18 protein-coding genes are annotated in these 18,754 nt (G+C 32.9%); 13 read left to right on the top strand and 5 right to left on the bottom strand.

Going from position 1 to position 18,754, the window contains the following annotated elements:
- Window position 1: 1 nt before the first annotated feature.
- Genes ribD through ACZIYX_RS10665 form a run of 4 tightly spaced genes read left to right on the top strand, consistent with a single transcriptional unit; the run spans window position 2 to window position 3,138 of the window.
- Window positions 2-1,045 carry a bifunctional diaminohydroxyphosphoribosylaminopyrimidine deaminase/5-amino-6-(5-phosphoribosylamino)uracil reductase RibD gene (gene ribD / locus ACZIYX_RS10680; RefSeq protein ID WP_462682223.1) on the top strand — a complete coding sequence of 348 codons (1,044 nt, stop codon included), beginning with the start codon at window positions 2-4 and terminating at the stop codon, window positions 1,043-1,045.
- Window positions 1,038-1,646 carry an HAD family hydrolase gene (locus ACZIYX_RS10675; RefSeq protein ID WP_462682222.1) on the top strand — a complete coding sequence of 203 codons (609 nt, stop codon included), beginning with the start codon at window positions 1,038-1,040 and terminating at the stop codon, window positions 1,644-1,646. The genes ribD and ACZIYX_RS10675 overlap by 8 nt, the downstream gene beginning before the upstream one ends.
- Window positions 1,643-2,512, top strand: a complete 870-nt coding sequence (locus ACZIYX_RS10670) for an EamA family transporter (protein ID WP_462682221.1) — start codon at window positions 1,643-1,645, stop codon at window positions 2,510-2,512. Before ACZIYX_RS10675 ends, ACZIYX_RS10670 begins: the two co-directional genes overlap by 4 nt.
- Before the next feature lie 11 nt (window positions 2,513-2,523).
- Window positions 2,524-3,138: an IMPACT family protein gene (locus ACZIYX_RS10665; protein WP_462682220.1), complete on the top strand. Its 615-nt coding sequence runs from the start codon at window positions 2,524-2,526 to the stop codon at window positions 3,136-3,138.
- On the opposite strand, the gene ACZIYX_RS10660 is transcribed toward ACZIYX_RS10665, so the two are convergent.
- Window positions 3,135-3,539, bottom strand: coding sequence for an acyl-CoA thioesterase (locus ACZIYX_RS10660; RefSeq protein WP_462682219.1), 405 nt, complete (start codon window positions 3,537-3,539; stop codon window positions 3,135-3,137). The genes ACZIYX_RS10665 and ACZIYX_RS10660 overlap by 4 nt on opposite strands.
- Window positions 3,540-3,726: 187 nt before the next feature.
- On the opposite strand from ACZIYX_RS10660, the gene dnaA reads away from it, so the two are divergent.
- The 3 genes from dnaA (at window position 3,727) to ACZIYX_RS10645 (ending at window position 6,590) form a co-directional block, all read left to right on the top strand.
- On the top strand, window positions 3,727-5,154 hold the full coding sequence (gene dnaA, locus ACZIYX_RS10655; protein WP_462682218.1) for a chromosomal replication initiator protein DnaA: 1,428 nt from the start codon (window positions 3,727-3,729) through the stop codon (window positions 5,152-5,154).
- Window positions 5,155-5,169: 15 nt separating this feature from the next.
- A complete protein-coding gene (locus ACZIYX_RS10650; RefSeq protein WP_462682217.1) occupies window positions 5,170-5,634 on the top strand; it encodes a low molecular weight protein-tyrosine-phosphatase in 465 nt (154 codons plus the stop codon).
- A gap of 227 nt (window positions 5,635-5,861) precedes the next feature.
- Entirely contained in the window at window positions 5,862-6,590 is a 729-nt protein-coding gene (locus ACZIYX_RS10645) for an SAM-dependent methyltransferase (RefSeq protein WP_462682216.1), read from the top strand.
- Between the two features lie 5 nt (window positions 6,591-6,595).
- Here the strand turns inward: ACZIYX_RS10645 and ACZIYX_RS10640 are convergent, their stop codons facing one another.
- The 4 genes from ACZIYX_RS10640 to dapF all read right to left on the bottom strand — a co-directional run bounded on the left by ACZIYX_RS10640 (window position 6,596) and on the right by dapF (window position 9,932).
- The gene (locus ACZIYX_RS10640; RefSeq protein ID WP_462682215.1) at window positions 6,596-7,240 is read right to left on the bottom strand and encodes a peptidoglycan-binding protein LysM; all 645 of its coding nucleotides are present in this window, start codon (window positions 7,238-7,240) and stop codon (window positions 6,596-6,598) included.
- A gap of 352 nt (window positions 7,241-7,592) precedes the next feature.
- The gene (gene mltG, locus ACZIYX_RS10635; protein ID WP_462682214.1) at window positions 7,593-8,636 is read right to left on the bottom strand and encodes an endolytic transglycosylase MltG; all 1,044 of its coding nucleotides are present in this window, start codon (window positions 8,634-8,636) and stop codon (window positions 7,593-7,595) included.
- Window positions 8,626-9,153, bottom strand: coding sequence for a GNAT family N-acetyltransferase (locus ACZIYX_RS10630; protein WP_462682213.1), 528 nt, complete (start codon window positions 9,151-9,153; stop codon window positions 8,626-8,628). Before ACZIYX_RS10630 ends, mltG begins: the two co-directional genes overlap by 11 nt.
- Entirely contained in the window at window positions 9,147-9,932 is a 786-nt protein-coding gene (dapF, locus tag ACZIYX_RS10625) for a diaminopimelate epimerase (RefSeq protein WP_462682212.1), read from the bottom strand. Before dapF ends, ACZIYX_RS10630 begins: the two co-directional genes overlap by 7 nt.
- A gap of 168 nt (window positions 9,933-10,100) precedes the next feature.
- Here dapF and ACZIYX_RS10620 point away from each other — a divergent pair, with 168 nt between their 5' ends.
- The 6 genes from ACZIYX_RS10620 (at window position 10,101) to ACZIYX_RS10595 (ending at window position 18,491) form a co-directional block, all read left to right on the top strand.
- Entirely contained in the window at window positions 10,101-11,516 is a 1,416-nt protein-coding gene (locus ACZIYX_RS10620) for a trypsin-like peptidase domain-containing protein (protein ID WP_462682211.1), read from the top strand.
- Window positions 11,517-11,656: 140 nt separating this feature from the next.
- A complete protein-coding gene (locus tag ACZIYX_RS10615; RefSeq protein ID WP_462682210.1) occupies window positions 11,657-13,105 on the top strand; it encodes a glyceraldehyde-3-phosphate dehydrogenase in 1,449 nt (482 codons plus the stop codon).
- A 331-nt stretch (window positions 13,106-13,436) separates the two neighbouring features.
- Window positions 13,437-14,054 (top strand): tRNA (guanine-N1)-methyltransferase, encoded by a 618-nt coding sequence (locus ACZIYX_RS10610; protein ID WP_462682209.1) that lies wholly within the window; start codon window positions 13,437-13,439, stop codon window positions 14,052-14,054.
- Window positions 14,055-14,120: 66 nt separating this feature from the next.
- The gene (trmD, locus tag ACZIYX_RS10605; protein ID WP_462682208.1) at window positions 14,121-14,798 is read left to right on the top strand and encodes a tRNA (guanosine(37)-N1)-methyltransferase TrmD; all 678 of its coding nucleotides are present in this window, start codon (window positions 14,121-14,123) and stop codon (window positions 14,796-14,798) included.
- A gap of 160 nt (window positions 14,799-14,958) precedes the next feature.
- Entirely contained in the window at window positions 14,959-15,309 is a 351-nt protein-coding gene (rplS, locus tag ACZIYX_RS10600) for a 50S ribosomal protein L19 (protein ID WP_462682207.1), read from the top strand.
- Window positions 15,310-16,265: 956 nt separating this feature from the next.
- Window positions 16,266-18,491 (top strand): NADP-dependent isocitrate dehydrogenase, encoded by a 2,226-nt coding sequence (locus tag ACZIYX_RS10595; RefSeq protein ID WP_462682206.1) that lies wholly within the window; start codon window positions 16,266-16,268, stop codon window positions 18,489-18,491.
- Window positions 18,492-18,754: the final 263 nt, after the last annotated feature.

Below are 18,754 nucleotides of genomic sequence, written 5' to 3'. Positions count from 1 at the left end.
AGTGACAATACATCAAAAATACATACAACGATGCATTCAGCTAGCTCAAAATGGACTAGGCACTACTTACCCTAATCCAATGGTGGGTAGTGTGATTGTGCACAACAACAGGATTATTGGCGAAGGGTGGCATTATGAATCCGGAAAACCACATGCAGAGGTAAATGCTATTGCTTCTGTTAAAAAAACGTCTCTCTTAAAAGAGTCTACAATTTATGTAAGTCTGGAACCATGCAGCCATTTTGGAAAAACCCCGCCTTGTAGTGACCTTATTATAGCAAAAGGAATCAAAAAAGTAGTAATAGGAACCATAGATATTTTTGACAAAGTCTCTGGAGCCGGTGTTCAAAAATTAATAAGTGCAGGTTGTGATGTTACGGTTGGTGTCCTAGAAAAAGAATGTATGGATCTTAACAAACGTTTTTTTACTTTTCATAGCAAAAAACGACCATATATTATATTAAAATGGGCAGAAACAAAAGATGGCTATATCGCCCCCTTTTCTAGCAAAAAAAGAGAACCTGTATGGATTAGCAACACATATTCAAGACAAATTGCACATAAATGGCGAGCAGAAGAACAAGCTATTTTAGCAGGTAACCAAACAGTATTAAAAGACAATCCTAAATTAACTATACGAGATTGGTCTGGGAAAAACCCTATAAGAATTGTTATTGATTTGTCTGGAAAAACCCCCGAAGACTCTTTTGTTTTGGATCAAACTGTACAAACCATAATAATTACTTCAAAAAAACATAAAAAACCAAGTAGCAACACCCTTATTTATGAAGTTGTTGATTCGCAAAAATGTATACCCGAAGAGGTCTGCAGTATTTTACACAAATACAATATACAATCTGTAATCATAGAAGGAGGTCTGCACACAATCCAATCTTTTATAGATAAAAACCTTTGGGATGAGGCAAGGGTTTTTACAGGAAATACTACTTTTGGATCAGGAACAAAAGCTCCTGTTTATAAAGGAGAAATGATTTTTGAAGAAAAAATAACAACCGACATACTAAAAATATACCTGAATGATTAAAACCATAATTTTTGATTTTGGCGATGTTTTTATCAACTTAGACAAATCTGCTACAGAAAAAGCGTTTTTTAAATTAAAAAACGCGTCTTTGGCTATAGAAATACAAGAAGCAACCAAACATTATGAAGTAGGAGCTATTTCTACCACAAAGCTTATCAAAAACTTCAAAAAAATAATCCCAAAAGCTTCAGAAAAGCAAATTACAGATGCCTGGAATGCTGTTTTATTGGATTTTCCGGAACATCGATTAGAGTTTATCAAAAAATTAGCTTCAAAAAAACAATATAAGCTTATTTTGCTAAGCAACACAAATGAATTACATATTAACTGGATCAAAAAACATATTTCGTTTTATCCGGTATTCAAATCCTGTTTTGATGCTTTTTATCTTTCACATGAAATCAATTTACGCAAACCGGGGGCAGAAATTTTTAAATTTGTACTAAAACAGCACCAACTTATCCCTGAAGAAACATTGTTTATTGACGACACTAAAGAAAACACCTATACTGCTGCCAAACTAGGAATAAATATCTGGAACAACAACCCTGTAACAGAAGATATAACTAATTTATTTACCATAAAATCTGATTTATTTTGATCTACTTACTTTTAAGCATTATAGCCTCTTCTCTGATTTTTGTAATATTTAAGCTGTTTTCTAAGTATAATATAAATACTTTACAAGCCATAGTTGTAAATTATATGGTTGCTTCATTTTCAGGAATGATAGCGTATCCGGAACCGATTGACCTGACTGTTATCTCCAGGCTGGACTGGTTTTACGGGGCAATGATTTTAGGTGTTGTTTTTATATCCGTTTTTAATTTGATGGCTTATACAACACAAAAAAACGGCCTTTCTGTAGCTGCAGTAGCAAATAAGATGAGTTTGGTTATACCTATTATATTTGGAATAGTGGTATACCAGGAAAGCACAGGTTTTCTAAAATCAACAGGAATCATCGTGGCAATTATAGCAGTATACCTAACTTCTGTTAAAGCTAATAATGGTGCTATGATAAAAAAAGAAAATATAATCTTTCCTTTATTAGTATTTATTGGTAGCGGAATTATCGATACCTGTCTTAAATTTTTAGAAACAAGCTATGTTTCCAAAAATGATATTCCAATTTTTTCTTCTGTTATTTTTGGGTGTGCAGCAATCGTAGGTTTATTTATATTAGCATATAAAGCTATTAGAGGATCTCTTAAAATTTCTTTAAAAAATATTGTAGCCGGAATTGGATTAGGAATACCAAATTATTTTTCTGTTTATTTTTTAATCAAAGCGTTACGCTATGACACTATGGAAAGCTCTACTGTATTCACCATCAATAATGTAATGGTGCTTTTGGTTTCTACTTTTGCCGGGATTTTACTTTTTAAAGAACGATTGATCTTAAAAAACTGGATTGGTATCTTACTGGCTGTATTTAGTATTATTTTAGTTGTCTCTTCTATATAAAACAGTATCATTTGGAAATAGATGACACATACAAAACTATTGATTATCCGGGAACTGAAGTTCTTTTCAAGGATAAGAACAGTAAGTTTTTTGGGTACACTTTTCCCGTAAACAACGAAGAAGAGGTTAAACAAATTATCGAAAATCTTAAGAAACAACATCATTCTGCCCGACATTGGTGTTATGCATGGCAAACAGGAACCGAAAATGTAAAATACCGGACCAATGATGACGGGGAACCCTCTAACTCTGCAGGACAGCCTATCTATGGTCAAATCCAATCCTTTGATGTTACTAATATACTTATTGTTATTGTTCGGTATTTTGGCGGGGTAAAACTGGGGGTTGGAGGACTAATAAATGCCTACCGGTCTACTGCTCAATTGGCATTAGAAGCTTCCAAAATAATTCAAAAAACTATTAACATCAACTTTGTTATTGTTTTTGAGTACAAAAACATGAATAAAGTTATGAGAATTATTAAGGAAAACAACCTTAATATTTCTGACCAAGACCTTAATCTTAATTGCAAAATTTATATTTCTGTAAGAAAAAAGATGGTAGATAAAATAAAAGAGCTTTTCTTATCGTTGTATGAAGTAGAAATTAAAAGATTAGGGAATTAATATTCTTTTATTTTATCAATTAAGTAGGAAGGGCACGTAATAGGTTTTCTTGTTTTGCTATTAACAAAGACTAAAGTTGTAGATGCTATTGTTAATAATTGTTTACTTTGATTAAAAATTTCGAAGTCAAAAATTATTTTTATCGTAGGAATTTTCTGTAGTGTAGTTTTAATAGTTAATTCATCATCGAAGAAAGCAGATTTCTTAAATTTAAAGTCCATTGCAAACACAGGAAGCATAATACCGCTCTCCTCCATTGATTTATAAGAAACCCCTAGTTTTGACAACCAATCAATTCGTGCCAATTCTAAATACTGCGCATAATTACCGTGGTGCACAACGCCCATTTGATCTGTTTCAGAGTATCGCACTTTTAGTAATGTTTCCGAAGTGATTAGCATATTATATATAATAGATTAATTAATAGTAGTACTATCAAATTATGCAAAAAAAATAATTAATATTCAACCCACAAATAGTTTTTTTTTTACATTTTTTGTTCACATATTTGTCGTGCAAAATTAGTAAGAAGTTTTTCAACAATTTCTTTTTAGTATCTTAACAAAAAAAATAAATCTAACCACAAGAATGAATGTAACCGCGCAATCAGTTTGGGATAATTGTTTGTCTTTTATAGAAGACAATATTACACCCCAAGCTTTTAAAACTTGGTTTGAACCAATAAAAGCTGTAAAACTTACAGATGGCGCTTTAAGTATTCAAGTTCCTAGTAAATTTTTTTATGAATGGTTAGAAGAGCATTATGTAAATCTCTTAAAAGTATCTTTAACCAGAGAGTTAGGAGAAGGTGCCAAATTGGTATACGTTATCAAAATGGAGAACACTTATGGTAACAAAAAACCGTTTACAGAAAAAATACCCAGCTCTAACAGAACCCCGGTTAACTCGCAAGAAGTAGACGTTCCTATTAAAAGCAAAAACCCTGAATTAAAAAATCCGTTTGTCATCCCGGGAATACGAAACGTAAAAATAGAATCTCAATTAAACCCAAATTATAATTTTGAGAATTTCTTAGAGGGAGACTCTAACCGATTAGCTCGTTCTGCAGGTATGGCAGTAGCCAACAAACCAGGAGGAACCTCTTTTAACCCTCTTCTTATTTTTGGAGGTGTTGGTTTAGGAAAAACACACTTAGCACACGCTATTGGAGTAAACATAAAGGACAACTATCCAGAAAAAACAGTTTTATATATTTCTGCTGAAAAATTTACTCAACAATATATCGAATCTGTAAAAAAGAACAACAGAAATGACTTTATTCATTTTTATCAAATTATAGACGTATTAATTGTTGATGACATTCAACTTTTATCAGGAAAAGCAGGAACGCAAGATGTATTTTTTCACATTTTTAATCATTTACACCAAAACGGAAAGCAAGTAATCTTAACCAGTGACAAAGCCCCTGTAGACATGCAAGACATAGAACAGCGATTGCTTTCCAGATTCAAATGGGGATTATCTGCCGAACTACACCAACCGGATTTTGAAACCAGAGTTTCAATTATAAAAAATAAATTATACAGGGATGGTGTAGAAATGCCCGAAGATATAGTTGAGTTTTTAGCTAATAACATAAAAACCAATATCCGAGAACTAGAAGGCGCTATTATCTCTTTAATTGCTCACTCCTCGTTTAACAAAAAGGATATCACTATAGATCTTGCAAAAACAATAGTAGACAACTATGTCAAAAATACCAAGAGAGAGGTATCTATAGACTATATCCAAAAAGTGGTAAGCGATTATTTCCAGATGGATGTAGAAACCCTGCAATCCAAAACGCGAAAACGACATATTGTACAAGCGCGCCAATTAGCAATGTTTTTTGCAAAAAAACTAACCAAAGCATCTCTGGCAAGTATTGGCACTCAAATCGGAAAAAGAGACCACGCAACAGTTCTTCATGCATGTAAAACAGTAGATAACTTATCCTCTACAGACAAACAGTTTAGAAAATATGTAGAAGATCTGGGGAAAAAGCTTACTTTATAACCTCATAACTATTCAATGAAAACCAAAATCTTAATGGTTTGCTTAGGCAATATCTGTAGATCTCCTTTGGCAGAAGGCATTTTAAAATCCAAACTTGATTCAAAAAAATACATCATAGAATCTTGTGGTACCAGTAGCTTTCATATTGGCAGTAAACCCGACAAACGATCTATAGAGATTGCACAAAAACACAATATTGATATTACACAACAAAGAGCTGCCCAATTTAAACAAAGTGATTTTACTACTTATGATTATATATATGTTATGGATAACTCTAATTACAGTAACATAAAAAATCTGGCAAAAGATACTCAAGAAAAAGAAAAGATAAAATACATTCTTAACGAAATCTACCCAAACAAAAACCTTGATGTCCCAGACCCATACTATGGCGGAGAACAAGGTTTTGAAGAGGTGTTTCAAATGTTAAACAAAGCTTGTGACAGTATCGCATCAAAACTTAAAGCAACAGAGTAATTTATTTCTTCAAAAAAAAAAAAAAAAAAAAAAAACATTACAGCAATACCATAACCAACCCCATGTTATTTTACCACACATAGTATATAAATAATACTATTACAATAGCTATCTATAAAAAAATAATACTAAATTAGTACAAATTCAAAACATATATTTTAACATTCAGGGCCTTAAATCCCCCAAACAACCAATATAAACCTAATTAATTAGCTATAAAAAGGCTTATGGAACCCAAACCACTAGATCTCAAAGGCAAACTATATCTTATCCCTACACGCTTAGGAGATGACGTTCCCTTAGAAGTGCTTCCTATATCTATAAAAAAAGTACTGGAACAAGTAAATCATTATATTGTAGAAAACGAAAAGCCTGCAAGACGATTTATAAAAAAGGTAAGCCCTAGCAAATCCCAACGCTCTTTAGTTATAAATACCGTTAATAAATACACTGATATTTCTGAAATACCCAGTTACTTAGCACCTTGTTTAAACGGAGAGTCTATAGGACTATTATCTGATGCAGGATGCCCGGGAGTTGCTGACCCCGGAGCCGAAGTAGTTAAAATTGCTCACGAAAAAGGAATACCCGTAACACCTCTTGTTGGTCCTTCCTCTATACTATTAGCAATGATGAGCAGCGGAATGAATGGTCAAAGCTTTACCTTCAACGGGTATTTACCTATCGACAAAAACGAAAGAAAATCAACCATTAAACAATTAGAAAAAACTTCTTTAGAAAAAAATCAAGCTCAAATTTTTATAGAAACCCCGTACAGAAATGATAAAATGTTTGATGACTTAAAAACGATATTACATGACAACACACGACTTTGTATTGCATGTGACATAACTCTAACTACTGAGTTTATTGCTACAAAAACCATAGCCGGATGGAAAAAAGAACAGGTAGACCTTCATAAAAGACCTACCATATATATTATACAAAAAGATTAAAAAACCTATAAAATCACTTTTGCTTTTCTATCTGCAACCACAAAAGAAGTATCATACCCTCCAAATCTTTTCATGTAGTAGCGAATAGTTGTTCCAAAAGCATCCGAAAAACCTTCTACTCCTCCACTACGAAGGTATTTTTTAACCGCACCGGGACCAGATAAATGAGCAGCAGCAAGAATCCCCGATTCTGTAACCTCTACACCATTAATTCTTTTTGACTCAAACCATTTAATATCCCTGCGTAAAATCCATTTATTCCTGGATAAGTTAGCGTAAAACGCTTTTTCCTGAAGTTCCGGATTATCTAAAAACTCAGATTTTTTCAAATCTTTAATTCCAAGCAGAGCAAGAGTCCCTTTACCAAATTGATATTTCCCTAAGTAACCAAATTGATTCACAACCCCATAATCTCCCCGGGATTCTTTAAAAGCAAGAGCTTCTTTAAAACCAATATAAGATCTTCCGAGTTTAAGAGAAATAAATGTATTATCATCTTCTATCTCATTAAAATTAGGTGCAACATAGTACAAATCCAAACCAGCCGTACTATACGAACTAAGATCTAAGCTCTCCTGTTCTGTAAAACTTAACAAACACACCCCTCCAATTGCAAGTAATACCGACGATCCTATTATCCTTTTTACCATATAAAAATTTTCTAAGTAGCCACCCAAAAGATGTCCCCATCTACTTAAATTTTTGCGGTGCAAAGATACAACTTTAATTTACACGACCAAGAGCAAAGCACAAAAATAATTATACTGCTGTAAAACAACATATTACATCAAAAAATGTTACTAAAAATGGTTAAAATCCATAAAAAAACATCAAAAAAACACACTTAAACGTCAAATAACACCTTTTTAACGAATAAAAAATAACACACTAAACTACACTATATTCACAAAAAAACCACAACTTTGTTAATAAGTTGTGGTTTTTTTAAATAGAAAAAACAGTAAAAACATTTTTTCTTTATCTATCAACAATACGTAAACATTATCGCTTTATTCCTTTTTTATTGATCCAATCTATATATTGTTTTTTGTTATTATTATGCTGGTCTAATGTCTTAGCAAATTTATGATATCCAATATCCTCAACATTTGCTACAAAAAAGTAGTATTCATGCTTTTCGTAGTTAAGAACAGCATCTATAGACGAAATATCCGGCATTGATATGGGCCCCGGAGGCAATGCCATATACTTATAGGTGTTGTACGGGCTATCTATCTCTAAATCTTTATACAAAACTCTTTTTATAACTGTATCCCAATCCTTGCGGTGTTTTTTTATTGCATAAATAACCGTAGGGTCAGCATCCAGTTTCCAACCATTTTTATACCTGTTCATATACACACCTGCAACCCTTGGTCGCTCATCAATCTTTGCTGTTTCTTTTTGAACAATTGAAGCTATGGTAATAACTTCATCTTTGGTCAACCCTATTTGTTTTGCTTTCAAAACACGCGAATCGTTCCAAAACCTAGTATATTCTTTGTACATTCTTTCTCTAAACTGTTCAGCAGAAGTATTCCAAAAAAACTCATATTTATTTGGGATATACATTGCCAATGCTGTTTCTGAAGAAAAGCCCTTGGATTTTAAAAAGATTTCATCTTTAAAAGATTTTAATAATGAAAGACTATCCGCTTCTATTTGTGATGCAATTCTCCCTGCCAAATTCTCAAGCCTTTCCTGGTTATTAAAATTTATTTGTACAGGTGAATTTTTGCTTCTCAGCACATTTATTATCTGGTTGTTATTTGAATTTTTCTTCAATATATATCTTCCTGCCTTTATTTTGTCTATATATCCTTTTCTTTTGGCTATTCTATCAAAACTATAAACATCTTTAAGCACCGGGGTAACAAGCTCAATAAGCTCTGTATAGGTAGCTCCGGTAGGCACATAAAGAACAGTTGTTTCTGTTTCAAATTTAGTATTAGGAGAAAAAACTGCCTGATACACGTAATACGCAAAAACCCCTCCGGCAATTAAGCCTAGCACTGCTATCGTAAATAATATTTTCTTAACGTACATATATTAACTGATATAAAAATTCATCTTTATAGGTGTTTTTTACAAAATTCCAGTCTTTTTTCACACCTGTTTTATTAAATCCTTGATTTTCAAATAATTTTACACTTGTTTTATTGTCTTCAGAAATATTAGCATACAGTTGATGTAAATTAAGGTGTGTAAAACCATAATCTATAATAAGCCGCAAAGCTTCTGCTCCATACCCTCTGCCTCTATTTTCGTTTTCTGCTATCAAAATCCCTATCCCTGCTCTATTATGGGCAGGATTATAATCAAACAAGTCAATCAAGCCTAAAGCCGCATGATCATTAGAGCAAATAACCAATCGTAATTGTTTCACCTCATAAATATCCTTATGAGAATGCTCAAGGTACTGCTTGATTAAAAATCTGGAATATGGTGTTTGGGTCGAACTCATTTCCCAAATCTGCTCATCGTTCTCTATAATATAGATAAAATCAAGATCTTCGGGCTCTAGCGCTCTTAAATATATATTTTCTCCTTTTAATGTCACCATTTAATCTCCCCCTTAAAAACCTGCTTTGCCGGACCTATCAAAAAAACATTTTTGTACCCGTCTTCAGTTTTTTCAAAAGTTACCTTTAACTCCCCTCCCAATGTATTAATAACAACCTCTTGCTTATCTGTTACATTAGTTGCATGCATAGACAACGCTACCGCAGTAACACCTGTTCCGCATGACAGAGTTTCATCCTCTACTCCCCGCTCATAAGTACGAACATCAAATACACCATCCTCTTTGGTCTCTACAAAGTTTACATTACTTCCCTTTTCAAAATAAGGCGCCCCATTTCTAATCTTCCTGCCTATATTCTTTACATCATAGTTCGCCAAATTTTCTACCAGTGTTACATGGTGAGGAGAACCTGTATCCAAAAACAAATGTGTATCATATTTTTCTATCGCAGATACATCCTGCATTTGTAAATACACCAAATCTTTTTTTATCGCAGCCTTATGCGGGCCATCAATTGCTGTAAAAGTAGCGGTATCTTTTATAACCCCCAAAAATGCCGCAAAAGCCACTAGACATCTTCCTCCGTTACCACACATTGAGCTCTCTTTACCATCTGCATTAAAATATACCATCTTAAAATCATCCTGGTCATTATCCGGCAGCTCTAAAAGCATTAAACCATCTGCCCCAACACCAAATTTTCTGTCACAAAGTCCGGCAAACAATTTGGTATCATTTTTGGTTACCAGTGATTGTCTGTTATCAATAATAACAAAATCATTCCCCGTGCCTTGGTATTTATAAAAAGTAAGCGTCATTATTTATTCAAATTATTAAAGACAAAGGTACAAAGAATGTTTGCACAAAACCGTTGTTAATTGTGAGTTAAATATCATAAAAAAAGTATACTATAATTGTAATTTTAAAAGTTAATAGCAGTCTATAGTAAAGTAATAATTAGTTAAATCGTACAAAAAGAAAAGAATATGAAAAGATTTTTGAGCTTATTGGTTGTAGCTATCCTTGCAGGAATCTTAACCTTAGGGACGTATAAAATGTTTTTAGAGCCAGAAACCGTTACTATTAAAGAAAATGAAATTAAACCAAATGTAACCCCAACAAGCTATACTCTTACAAACAACAATACAACTACACCTGCTTCTAGTATTGATTTTACTTTGGCAGCAGAAAAAACGGTAAACGCTGTAGTGCACGTTAAGCAATATGGTATTTCCCGTACTCCAAGAAATCTAATGGAATTCTTTAGAAATGAAGGGGCACAAGAAAGACGAATCCAAGGAGCCGGATCCGGGGTTATTATTACCGAGGATGGATATATAGTGACCAACAATCATGTAATCGAAGGCGCTACTGATCTGGAAATAACATTAAACAATAACAAATCCTATAAAGCCAAAATAGTTGGTACTGCTCCGCAATCTGATATTGCATTAATCAAAATTGATGCTGATGAAAAATTATCTTACATCCCTTTTGGAGACTCTAATTCTGCAAAAATAGGAGAATGGGTGCTTGCAGTAGGAAACCCTTTTAATCTTACCTCTACTGTAACAGCAGGGATTATTAGTGCAAAATCCAGAGACTTAGATGAATCTGACGATAAAATCCAATCTTTTATACAAACAGATGCTGCTATTAACCCGGGAAATAGCGGTGGCGCATTAGTAAATATCCGGGGTGAATTAATTGGAATAAACACAGCTATAACATCTCAAACCGGAAGCTACGTAGGATATGCGTTTGCTGTACCATCCAATAATGCAAAAAAAATCATAGATGATATAATAGAATTTGGCGGAGTACAACGTGGTATATTAGGAATAACAGGAGACACCATAAACCCAAAAGCAATAGAAGAATATGACATTCCTGTCTCTCAAGGTGTTTTTGTATCTTCTGTTGCAGAAAATAGTGGTGCCAAAAAAGCCGGATTGCTAAAAGGAGATGTAATCAAAGAAATTGACGGGTTACCAATTAAAAAATTTTCTGACTTAACAGGTTATGTAAATAGCAAAAGACCCAAGGACATTATAAATGTAAAGATCATACGAAAAAGAAAAGAATTAGTCCTGCCAGTTACCTTATCCAAGTATGAAATCCAAAAATATAACATTGATGATGTAGGTGTTGAAGTAATGAATCCTCCAAAAGGCTATTTGAAAAACTTTAATCTGGACCACGGGGTTGTAATTAGCAAAGCTTTAAGTTCCAGAATGAAAAGATATAATCTCGAAGGACTTATTATTAGTGAAATCGACGGGAAAAAAGTAAAGAATGTTATTGAAGTAAAGGAAATATTGGACAATAAATATAAAAATGAAGATATCACCATTAGTTTGGTAGATCGAAATGGGCAAAAAAGAGAATTTGTATTTCAATAACCCGCACTATACCTATGCGAAAACAAAAAAATCCCATTACTTTAAAAAGTAATGGGATTTTTTTTCACAAAAGGTTTCACGAAAACGTTTGAAATATATACTTTTGCACGAAATTTCAAGACTGTAAAACACAACATATTATGAGCTCTAACGAAGTTTATGAAAAAGAATTAGCCTTTCAGGCAGACAGACGTCGCGCCACAGTTGCATTCATTAAAACTGTAAGTGATCTCTGGTACGACAACTCTATAGAGTTAGTACTATTCCGCAATCAATTAATTGACAAAAACGTAAGTGAGATTATCAATTTGCATGAGTATGCAGGGGAGTTCGTACAGAAACCTATTTCAATTTTTGATTCTGTAGAAATCGCACAAGCTATTAAGCTAATGAATTTACCTCCATCAAAATTAGATATAGGTAAACTTACTTATGAGTATCACTTGGCAAGCGAAGAATACAACTCTATCAACGGTTTTGTACAGGATAAACTCAAAGATGCCAAAAAATTTAAACCTATTTCTCCTAAAAATGTAGTCCTTTATGGATTTGGCAGAATTGGTCGTTTAGTCGCAAGAGAATTAATGACCATTACAGGAAAAGGAAGCCAATTAAGGCTTAGAGCTATTGTAACCCGAGGAGCTATCACACAAGACATTTTAGAAAAAAGAGCTTCTTTACTTCGTAGTGATTCTGTACATGGAGATTTTGCAGGAACAGTAGAAACTGATCTTGCAAATAGTGCTCTTATAATAAATGGTACCACAGTAAAAATAATTAGCGCAAATAATCCTGAAGATATCGATTACACCAATTACGGCATCAAAAATGCTTTGGTAATTGATAACACTGGTGCTTTTAGAGACAAAGAAGCCTTAAACAGGCATCTTTTATCCAAAGGAGTAGATAAAGTATTGCTTACTGCTCCAGGAAAAGGGATCCCAAATATCGTGCATGGAGTTAACCATAAAGATCACGATCCGGACAAAGTAAATATATTTTCTGCCGCCTCATGTACAACCAATGCTATCACCCCTATTTTACAAGCAGTAGATGAAAGTTTTGGTGTTATTAATGGTCACTTAGAAACAATTCATGCATATACCAACGATCAAAATTTGGTAGATAACATGCACAGCAAGTACCGAAGAGGTCGCGCTGCAGCACTTAATATGGTAATCACAGAAACAGGAGCAGGACAAGCTGTATCCAAAGCATTACCAAACTTTGAAGGAAAACTAACCTCTAATGCAATTCGGGTTCCTGTGCCAAATGGATCTTTGGCCATTCTAAACCTTAATTTAGAAAAGAAAACCTCTAAAGAAAGTATGAATGCTATTATAAAAAAATATGCTTTAGAAGGAAACCTTGTGGAACAAATAAAATATTCTTTGGATAATGAATTAGTATCCAGTGATATTATTGGTTCCTCGGCTCCTTCTATCTATGATAGTAATGCAACTATAGTGGATGCAAAAGGACACAATGCCATTTTATATGTTTGGTATGACAATGAGTATGGATATAGCCATCAAGTAATAAGACTATCCAAATATATTGCCAAGGTTCGACGTTTTACTTATTATTAAAAAAAGTACTTATGTACAAAACCAGATAAAGCTGTTATTTATGCGATAATGGCTTTATCTGGTTTTTTTTTGAGAATCATTTTAATAAACTTCAAATTCTTAATTCCCTGTAAATTAATTCTAAAAGCATATCTGTTCAAATTCCAATAAAAAAAACTTTTTAATTACCCACAATATCGTACATTTATTGACGTTACAGAAGAAATTAATAACCAAAAAAAAGATATATAATTCCCCTTATAATACGAGCAATTAGTTATTTTATTTCATAATTACTACCGCATACCATAAGGATATTATATCCGTTCATTAAAAAATTAAGATTATCAATATGAAATTATTACAATATCTATTAGTTTTCACCCTACTCCTATCCTCTCTTGAAAAAACATATTCTCAAGAAGACAATATCTCTGTAGATAATGCCTTACAACAAGAAAAGATCGAAGAACAATTTGATATTGTAATAAAAAAATCAGGAAAGTACCAAGAGTATAAAGTAGTAAAACTTGTTTGGCTAAACAAACTTAAATCAAATACCATAGATACCCTTAAAACATTAGAATCTAAACTAAATACTTCTGATCTTAAAATTACAGAGCAAAAATCAACCATAAAAGGACTTGAAGAATCTCTTGCCAAAACAAACAACGATCTTTCCAATATTACTCAAGAAAAAGACAGTATTAGTTTTATTGGAATAGCCTTAACAAAAGCTAGTTATAAAACTATGATGTGGATTATTATTGGTATTCTTTTAGGTCTGTTGGGATTCTTTATTTATAAATTCAAGAACAGCAATTCAATTACTATAGCAGCCCGAAAAGCATTAACAGAAACGGAAGCTGAGTTTGAAGATCATAGACGAAGAGCGTTAGAGAGAGAGCAAAAAGTAATGCGCAAACTTCAGGATGAAATAAACAAGCAACGCAAAACAGGAGCTAAGTAATTTTAATCCCTGTATTTTACTATATCTTTTGCATCTTTGCAATCCCATTAATGAATCTAATCAAAGATGCGTATAGACATTATTACAGTAGTACCCGATATTTTAAAAAGCCCTTTTCAAGCTTCTATAATGAAGCGATCTATAGACAAAGGACTAGTAGAAGTGCATCTGCACAATTTGAGAGATTATACAGATACCAATTACAAACAAGTAGATGATTATCAATTTGGAGGAGGTGCCGGTATGGTTATGATGATCGAGCCTATTGATAAATGTATTTCTAAGTTAAAATCAGAAAGAGATTATGACGAAGTAATATATATGACTCCCGATGGCAAGACTTTAAACCAAAGCACAGCCAATCAATTATCTTTAAAAGGCAATTTAATTATCCTTTGCGGGCATTACAAAGGTGTAGACCAACGGGTAAGGGATCATTTTATTACCCAAGAAATATCTATTGGGGACTATGTACTCTCTGGTGGTGAATTAGGCGCCCTAATTTTATGTGATGCTATTATCCGCCTGATTCCTGGCGTACTTGGTGATGAAACCTCTGCTTTAACAGATTCTTTTCAGGACAATTTATTAGCCCCCCCTATTTATACAAGGCCTGCAGAGTACAACGGCTGGAAAGTCCCGGAAGTATTAATGTCTGGAAATTTTCCAAAAATAGAGATCTGGAGAGAAGAACAAGCATACCAAAGAACAAAAGAACGAAGACCCGATCTTTTAGAAGAGTAAAAAACCATAAACCAACGCAGCCATAAAATAGCACATATCATAATTAAGATATAAAAATTTGCAAATCATCAAATAATACTTACTTTTGCACCCTGATTGGGTTAACCTCTGGCGAAAATCGTGAATGTTAGTCTAACAAAACCAAAGAAACTATATCAAAATGGAAGATTTAGTAAAATTCGTACAAAACGAATTTGTTGAAAAAAAAGATATGCCTGAATTCTCTGCAGGTGATACTATTACTGTTTATTATGAAATTAAAGAAGGCGCTAAAACACGTACACAGTTCTTTAGAGGAGTTGTAATCCAAAAAAGAGGTTCTGGAGTTACTGAAACATTTACTATTAGAAAAATGTCCGGAACTATAGGCGTAGAACGTATTTTTCCTATAAACTTACCTGCACTTCAAAAAATCGAAGTAAACAAAAGAGGTAAAGTTCGTAGAGCTCGTATATTCTACTTTAGAGAACTTACTGGTAAAAAAGCTCGTATTAAAGAAAAAAGAAGTTAATCTTTTTTCTTTAATAAATCAAAAAGGTTGCTGGATCCAGCAACCTTTTTTTTATGAACAAAAGTTAATAAGTAAAGTTCATAACCGTTTGATAAATAACACTGTAAAAAACAAAAACTCATCTGTTTTTTTTATATATTTATATAAGAATTTTATATAGTATTGACAGATGACATCAGGATTCTAAGCTATACTAAATAAAAAATTCTTTGAACATAAGCAATACCATTTAAGACTAAAATAAATATAAAACGAAAGTTATTTTTTTGAGTACATACTTGAAATCACTTTTAAAAATTTACTTTAGAATTATTTCAAAATGAAACTTGAAAGAAAAAATTAAGTTTTGACACTTTTTTAATCATAAATGGTCTTAGACTATCTGAATGGAAAAGCTGAAAATTATTACAATAATTATTCAGGAAAATCATTCTCTATTAGTCGTCCGGGTAGATCTTATAAATCAATAATCTGGTGCATTTAAGTCTACTCAAAACTAGAAATGAAATTTATGGTATAACTAACGAAAGTTTTTATTTAATAGCGGGTAAAACAGCTAACATAAAAAATTATTTCTAATGAAGCCATATCAAAATATTCGTATTATTGATATGGCTTTTTATTCTTTAAAATATTCTAAAAAAAACATAAGAAATTCTATATACCGCATTTTTTACACCCTAATTTTCAGGAAACTATAATTCAACCTCCTTTAACTCAAAACTAACAATATACAGGTTGGATTTGGATCACCAGATTTGTATCTTCGCGGTCGGAAATAATATAGCTATTATTATTTATGAATCTTACAAAAGTGATTCTAAAAAAGAAAAACAATTTAAGTAGCCCAACAATAATTATTTCCATATATAACTTATAAGTATAATAAATCAGGGAGTCTATTACCTTTTTAAGGCACCAAAAACCTTAAAATACCTGATAAAAAAACCAAACGTATGGGAGTTAATCACTCAAAAATTGTATACACAAAAACCGATGAAGCACCCGCTTTAGCAACATATTCTTTTTTACCTATCGTTAAAAAATTTACAAAAACAGCAAATATTAATGTCGAAACAAAAGACATATCACTTGCTGCCAGGATTTTATCCAACTTTCCTGAAAACTTGAGCGATAAACAAAAACAAATTGATGCCCTTGAGGAATTAGGTCAATTAGCACAAAAACCTGAAGCAAATATCATTAAACTTCCTAACATAAGTGCTTCTGTACCTCAATTAAACGCTGCTATTGCAGAATTACAATTACAAGGCTTTGACATCCCCAACTATCCCGAAGAGCCAGAAAATGAAAAAGAAAAAGAAATTAAAAACCGATACGACAAAATAAAAGGCAGTGCTGTTAACCCTGTATTAAGAGAAGGAAACTCTGACAGAAGAGCCCCTAAACCGGTTAAACAATATGCCAAAAAAAACCCGCACTCCATGGGAGCATGGAGTCCGGATTCTAAAACTCATGTTGCCACTATGTCTGGTGGAGATTTCTGTGCCAATGAAAAATCAGTTACTATCTCTAATGCAAAATACATCAAAATTGAGTTTGTAGATCAAAATAATAATGTTACAACTTTAAAGAAAAACATTTCTCTCTTAGAAGGAGAAATCATAGATGCAACAGTGATGAGCAAAAAGGCTCTTATTGCCTTTTTGAGAGAACAAATAGCCGACGCAAAAGACAAAAACGTTCTGTTTTCTCTACACATGAAAGCAACCATGATGAAAGTTTCTGATCCTATTATATTTGGGCATGCTGTAGAAGTTTTCTTTAATGATGTGTTTGAAAAACACGCAACTACTCTAAAAGAAATAGGAGTTGAAGTAAATAATGGATTTGGGGATCTTATTCAAAAACTTAAAAAAGTACCCGATACTAAAAGAGCAGAAATAGAAGCTGACATACAAGCTTGTTATGCAAAAGGACCCCAATTAGCAATGGTAAATTCTGACGAAGGCATTACAAACTTACACGTACCAAGTGATATAATTATTGACGCTTCTATGCCTGCAATGATTCGTAACTCTGGAAAAATGTGGGATGCAAAAGGAAATACGCAAGACACCAAAGCTGTTATCCCCGATAGCAGTTATGCAGGAATATATCAAGAAACTATCGATTTCTGTAAAAAACATGGTGCTTTTGACCCTACTACAATGGGAACAGTACCTAATGTAGGATTAATGGCTCAAAAAGCCGAAGAATATGGATCTCATGACAAAACTTTTGAAATTGCTGATAATGGTATTGTTCGGGTTACAGACTCTTCCAACAACATACTTATAGAACATAGTGTTGAAAAAGGAGATATCTGGAGAATGTGTCAAACCAAAGATGCCCCTGTAAAAGACTGGATAAAACTAGCCGTAAACAGAGCAAGAGCAACAAGCGTACCTGCTATATTTTGGTTGGATAATAATAGAGCACATGATGCCGAGATTATAAAAAAGGTGAATACCTATTTACCAGATCACGATACTAGTGGACTGGATATTAGAATTATGTCTCCGGTAGAAGCCACACGTTTCTCTTTAGAAAGAATCAAAGAAGGAAAAGACACTATCTCTGTGACCGGAAATGTACTAAGGGATTATAACACCGACTTATTCCCTATTTTAGAACTGGGAACCAGTGCAAAAATGTTATCCATTGTACCATTAATGAATGGTGGAGGCTTATTTGAAACTGGAGCAGGTGGCTCTGCCCCAAAACATGTGCAACAATTTAATAAAGAAGGGCATTTAAGATGGGATTCTTTGGGTGAATTTCTTGCATTAGCAGTTTCGTTAGAGCACCTTGGCGAGACAACCAATAACAGCAAAGCAATTGTACTGGCAGAAGCATTAGATAATGCCACTGTTAAATTTTTGGACAATAAAAAATCCCCATCCCGTAAAGTAAATGAACTAGATAACAGAGGCAGTCATTTTTATCTGGCCTTATACTGGGCTCAAGCACTTTCACAACAAACCAAGGATAAAGAATTACAAAACGAATTCCAAATCATTGCAAAGCAACTTACCGATAATGAAACTAAAATTATCGATGAGCTTAATAATGCACAAGGTAATACTGTGGATATGGGAGGGTATTATTGGCCTAACACAGATAAAATCTCTGCGGCAATGAGACCTAGTCAAACACTAAATGCTATTATTGAAGCATAATAAAGTTTTATAAATAAAAAAAGGAAATACTATTATTGGCATTCATGCCAATAATGCCAGTAATTTAAAAATAAATTTACAATAAAGCCCTTCTTAAATCAAGAAAAAGGCTTCAAAGCAGTATACTTTGAAGCCTTTTTTCCTATAAAATATTCCCCTAAAAAATAAAATATTTATGATATTTTATAACCCCATGCAACCTTTTTATTTTTTAATTGTCAATACTTATAACAATAAATAAAAAGTACTTTTAAAAAAAATAC

It is taken from the genome of Aquimarina sp. (genome assembly GCF_977115655.1).
The sequence above is the reverse complement of the archived record's forward strand: the minus strand, read 5'-3'. Positions and strand labels throughout refer to the sequence as shown.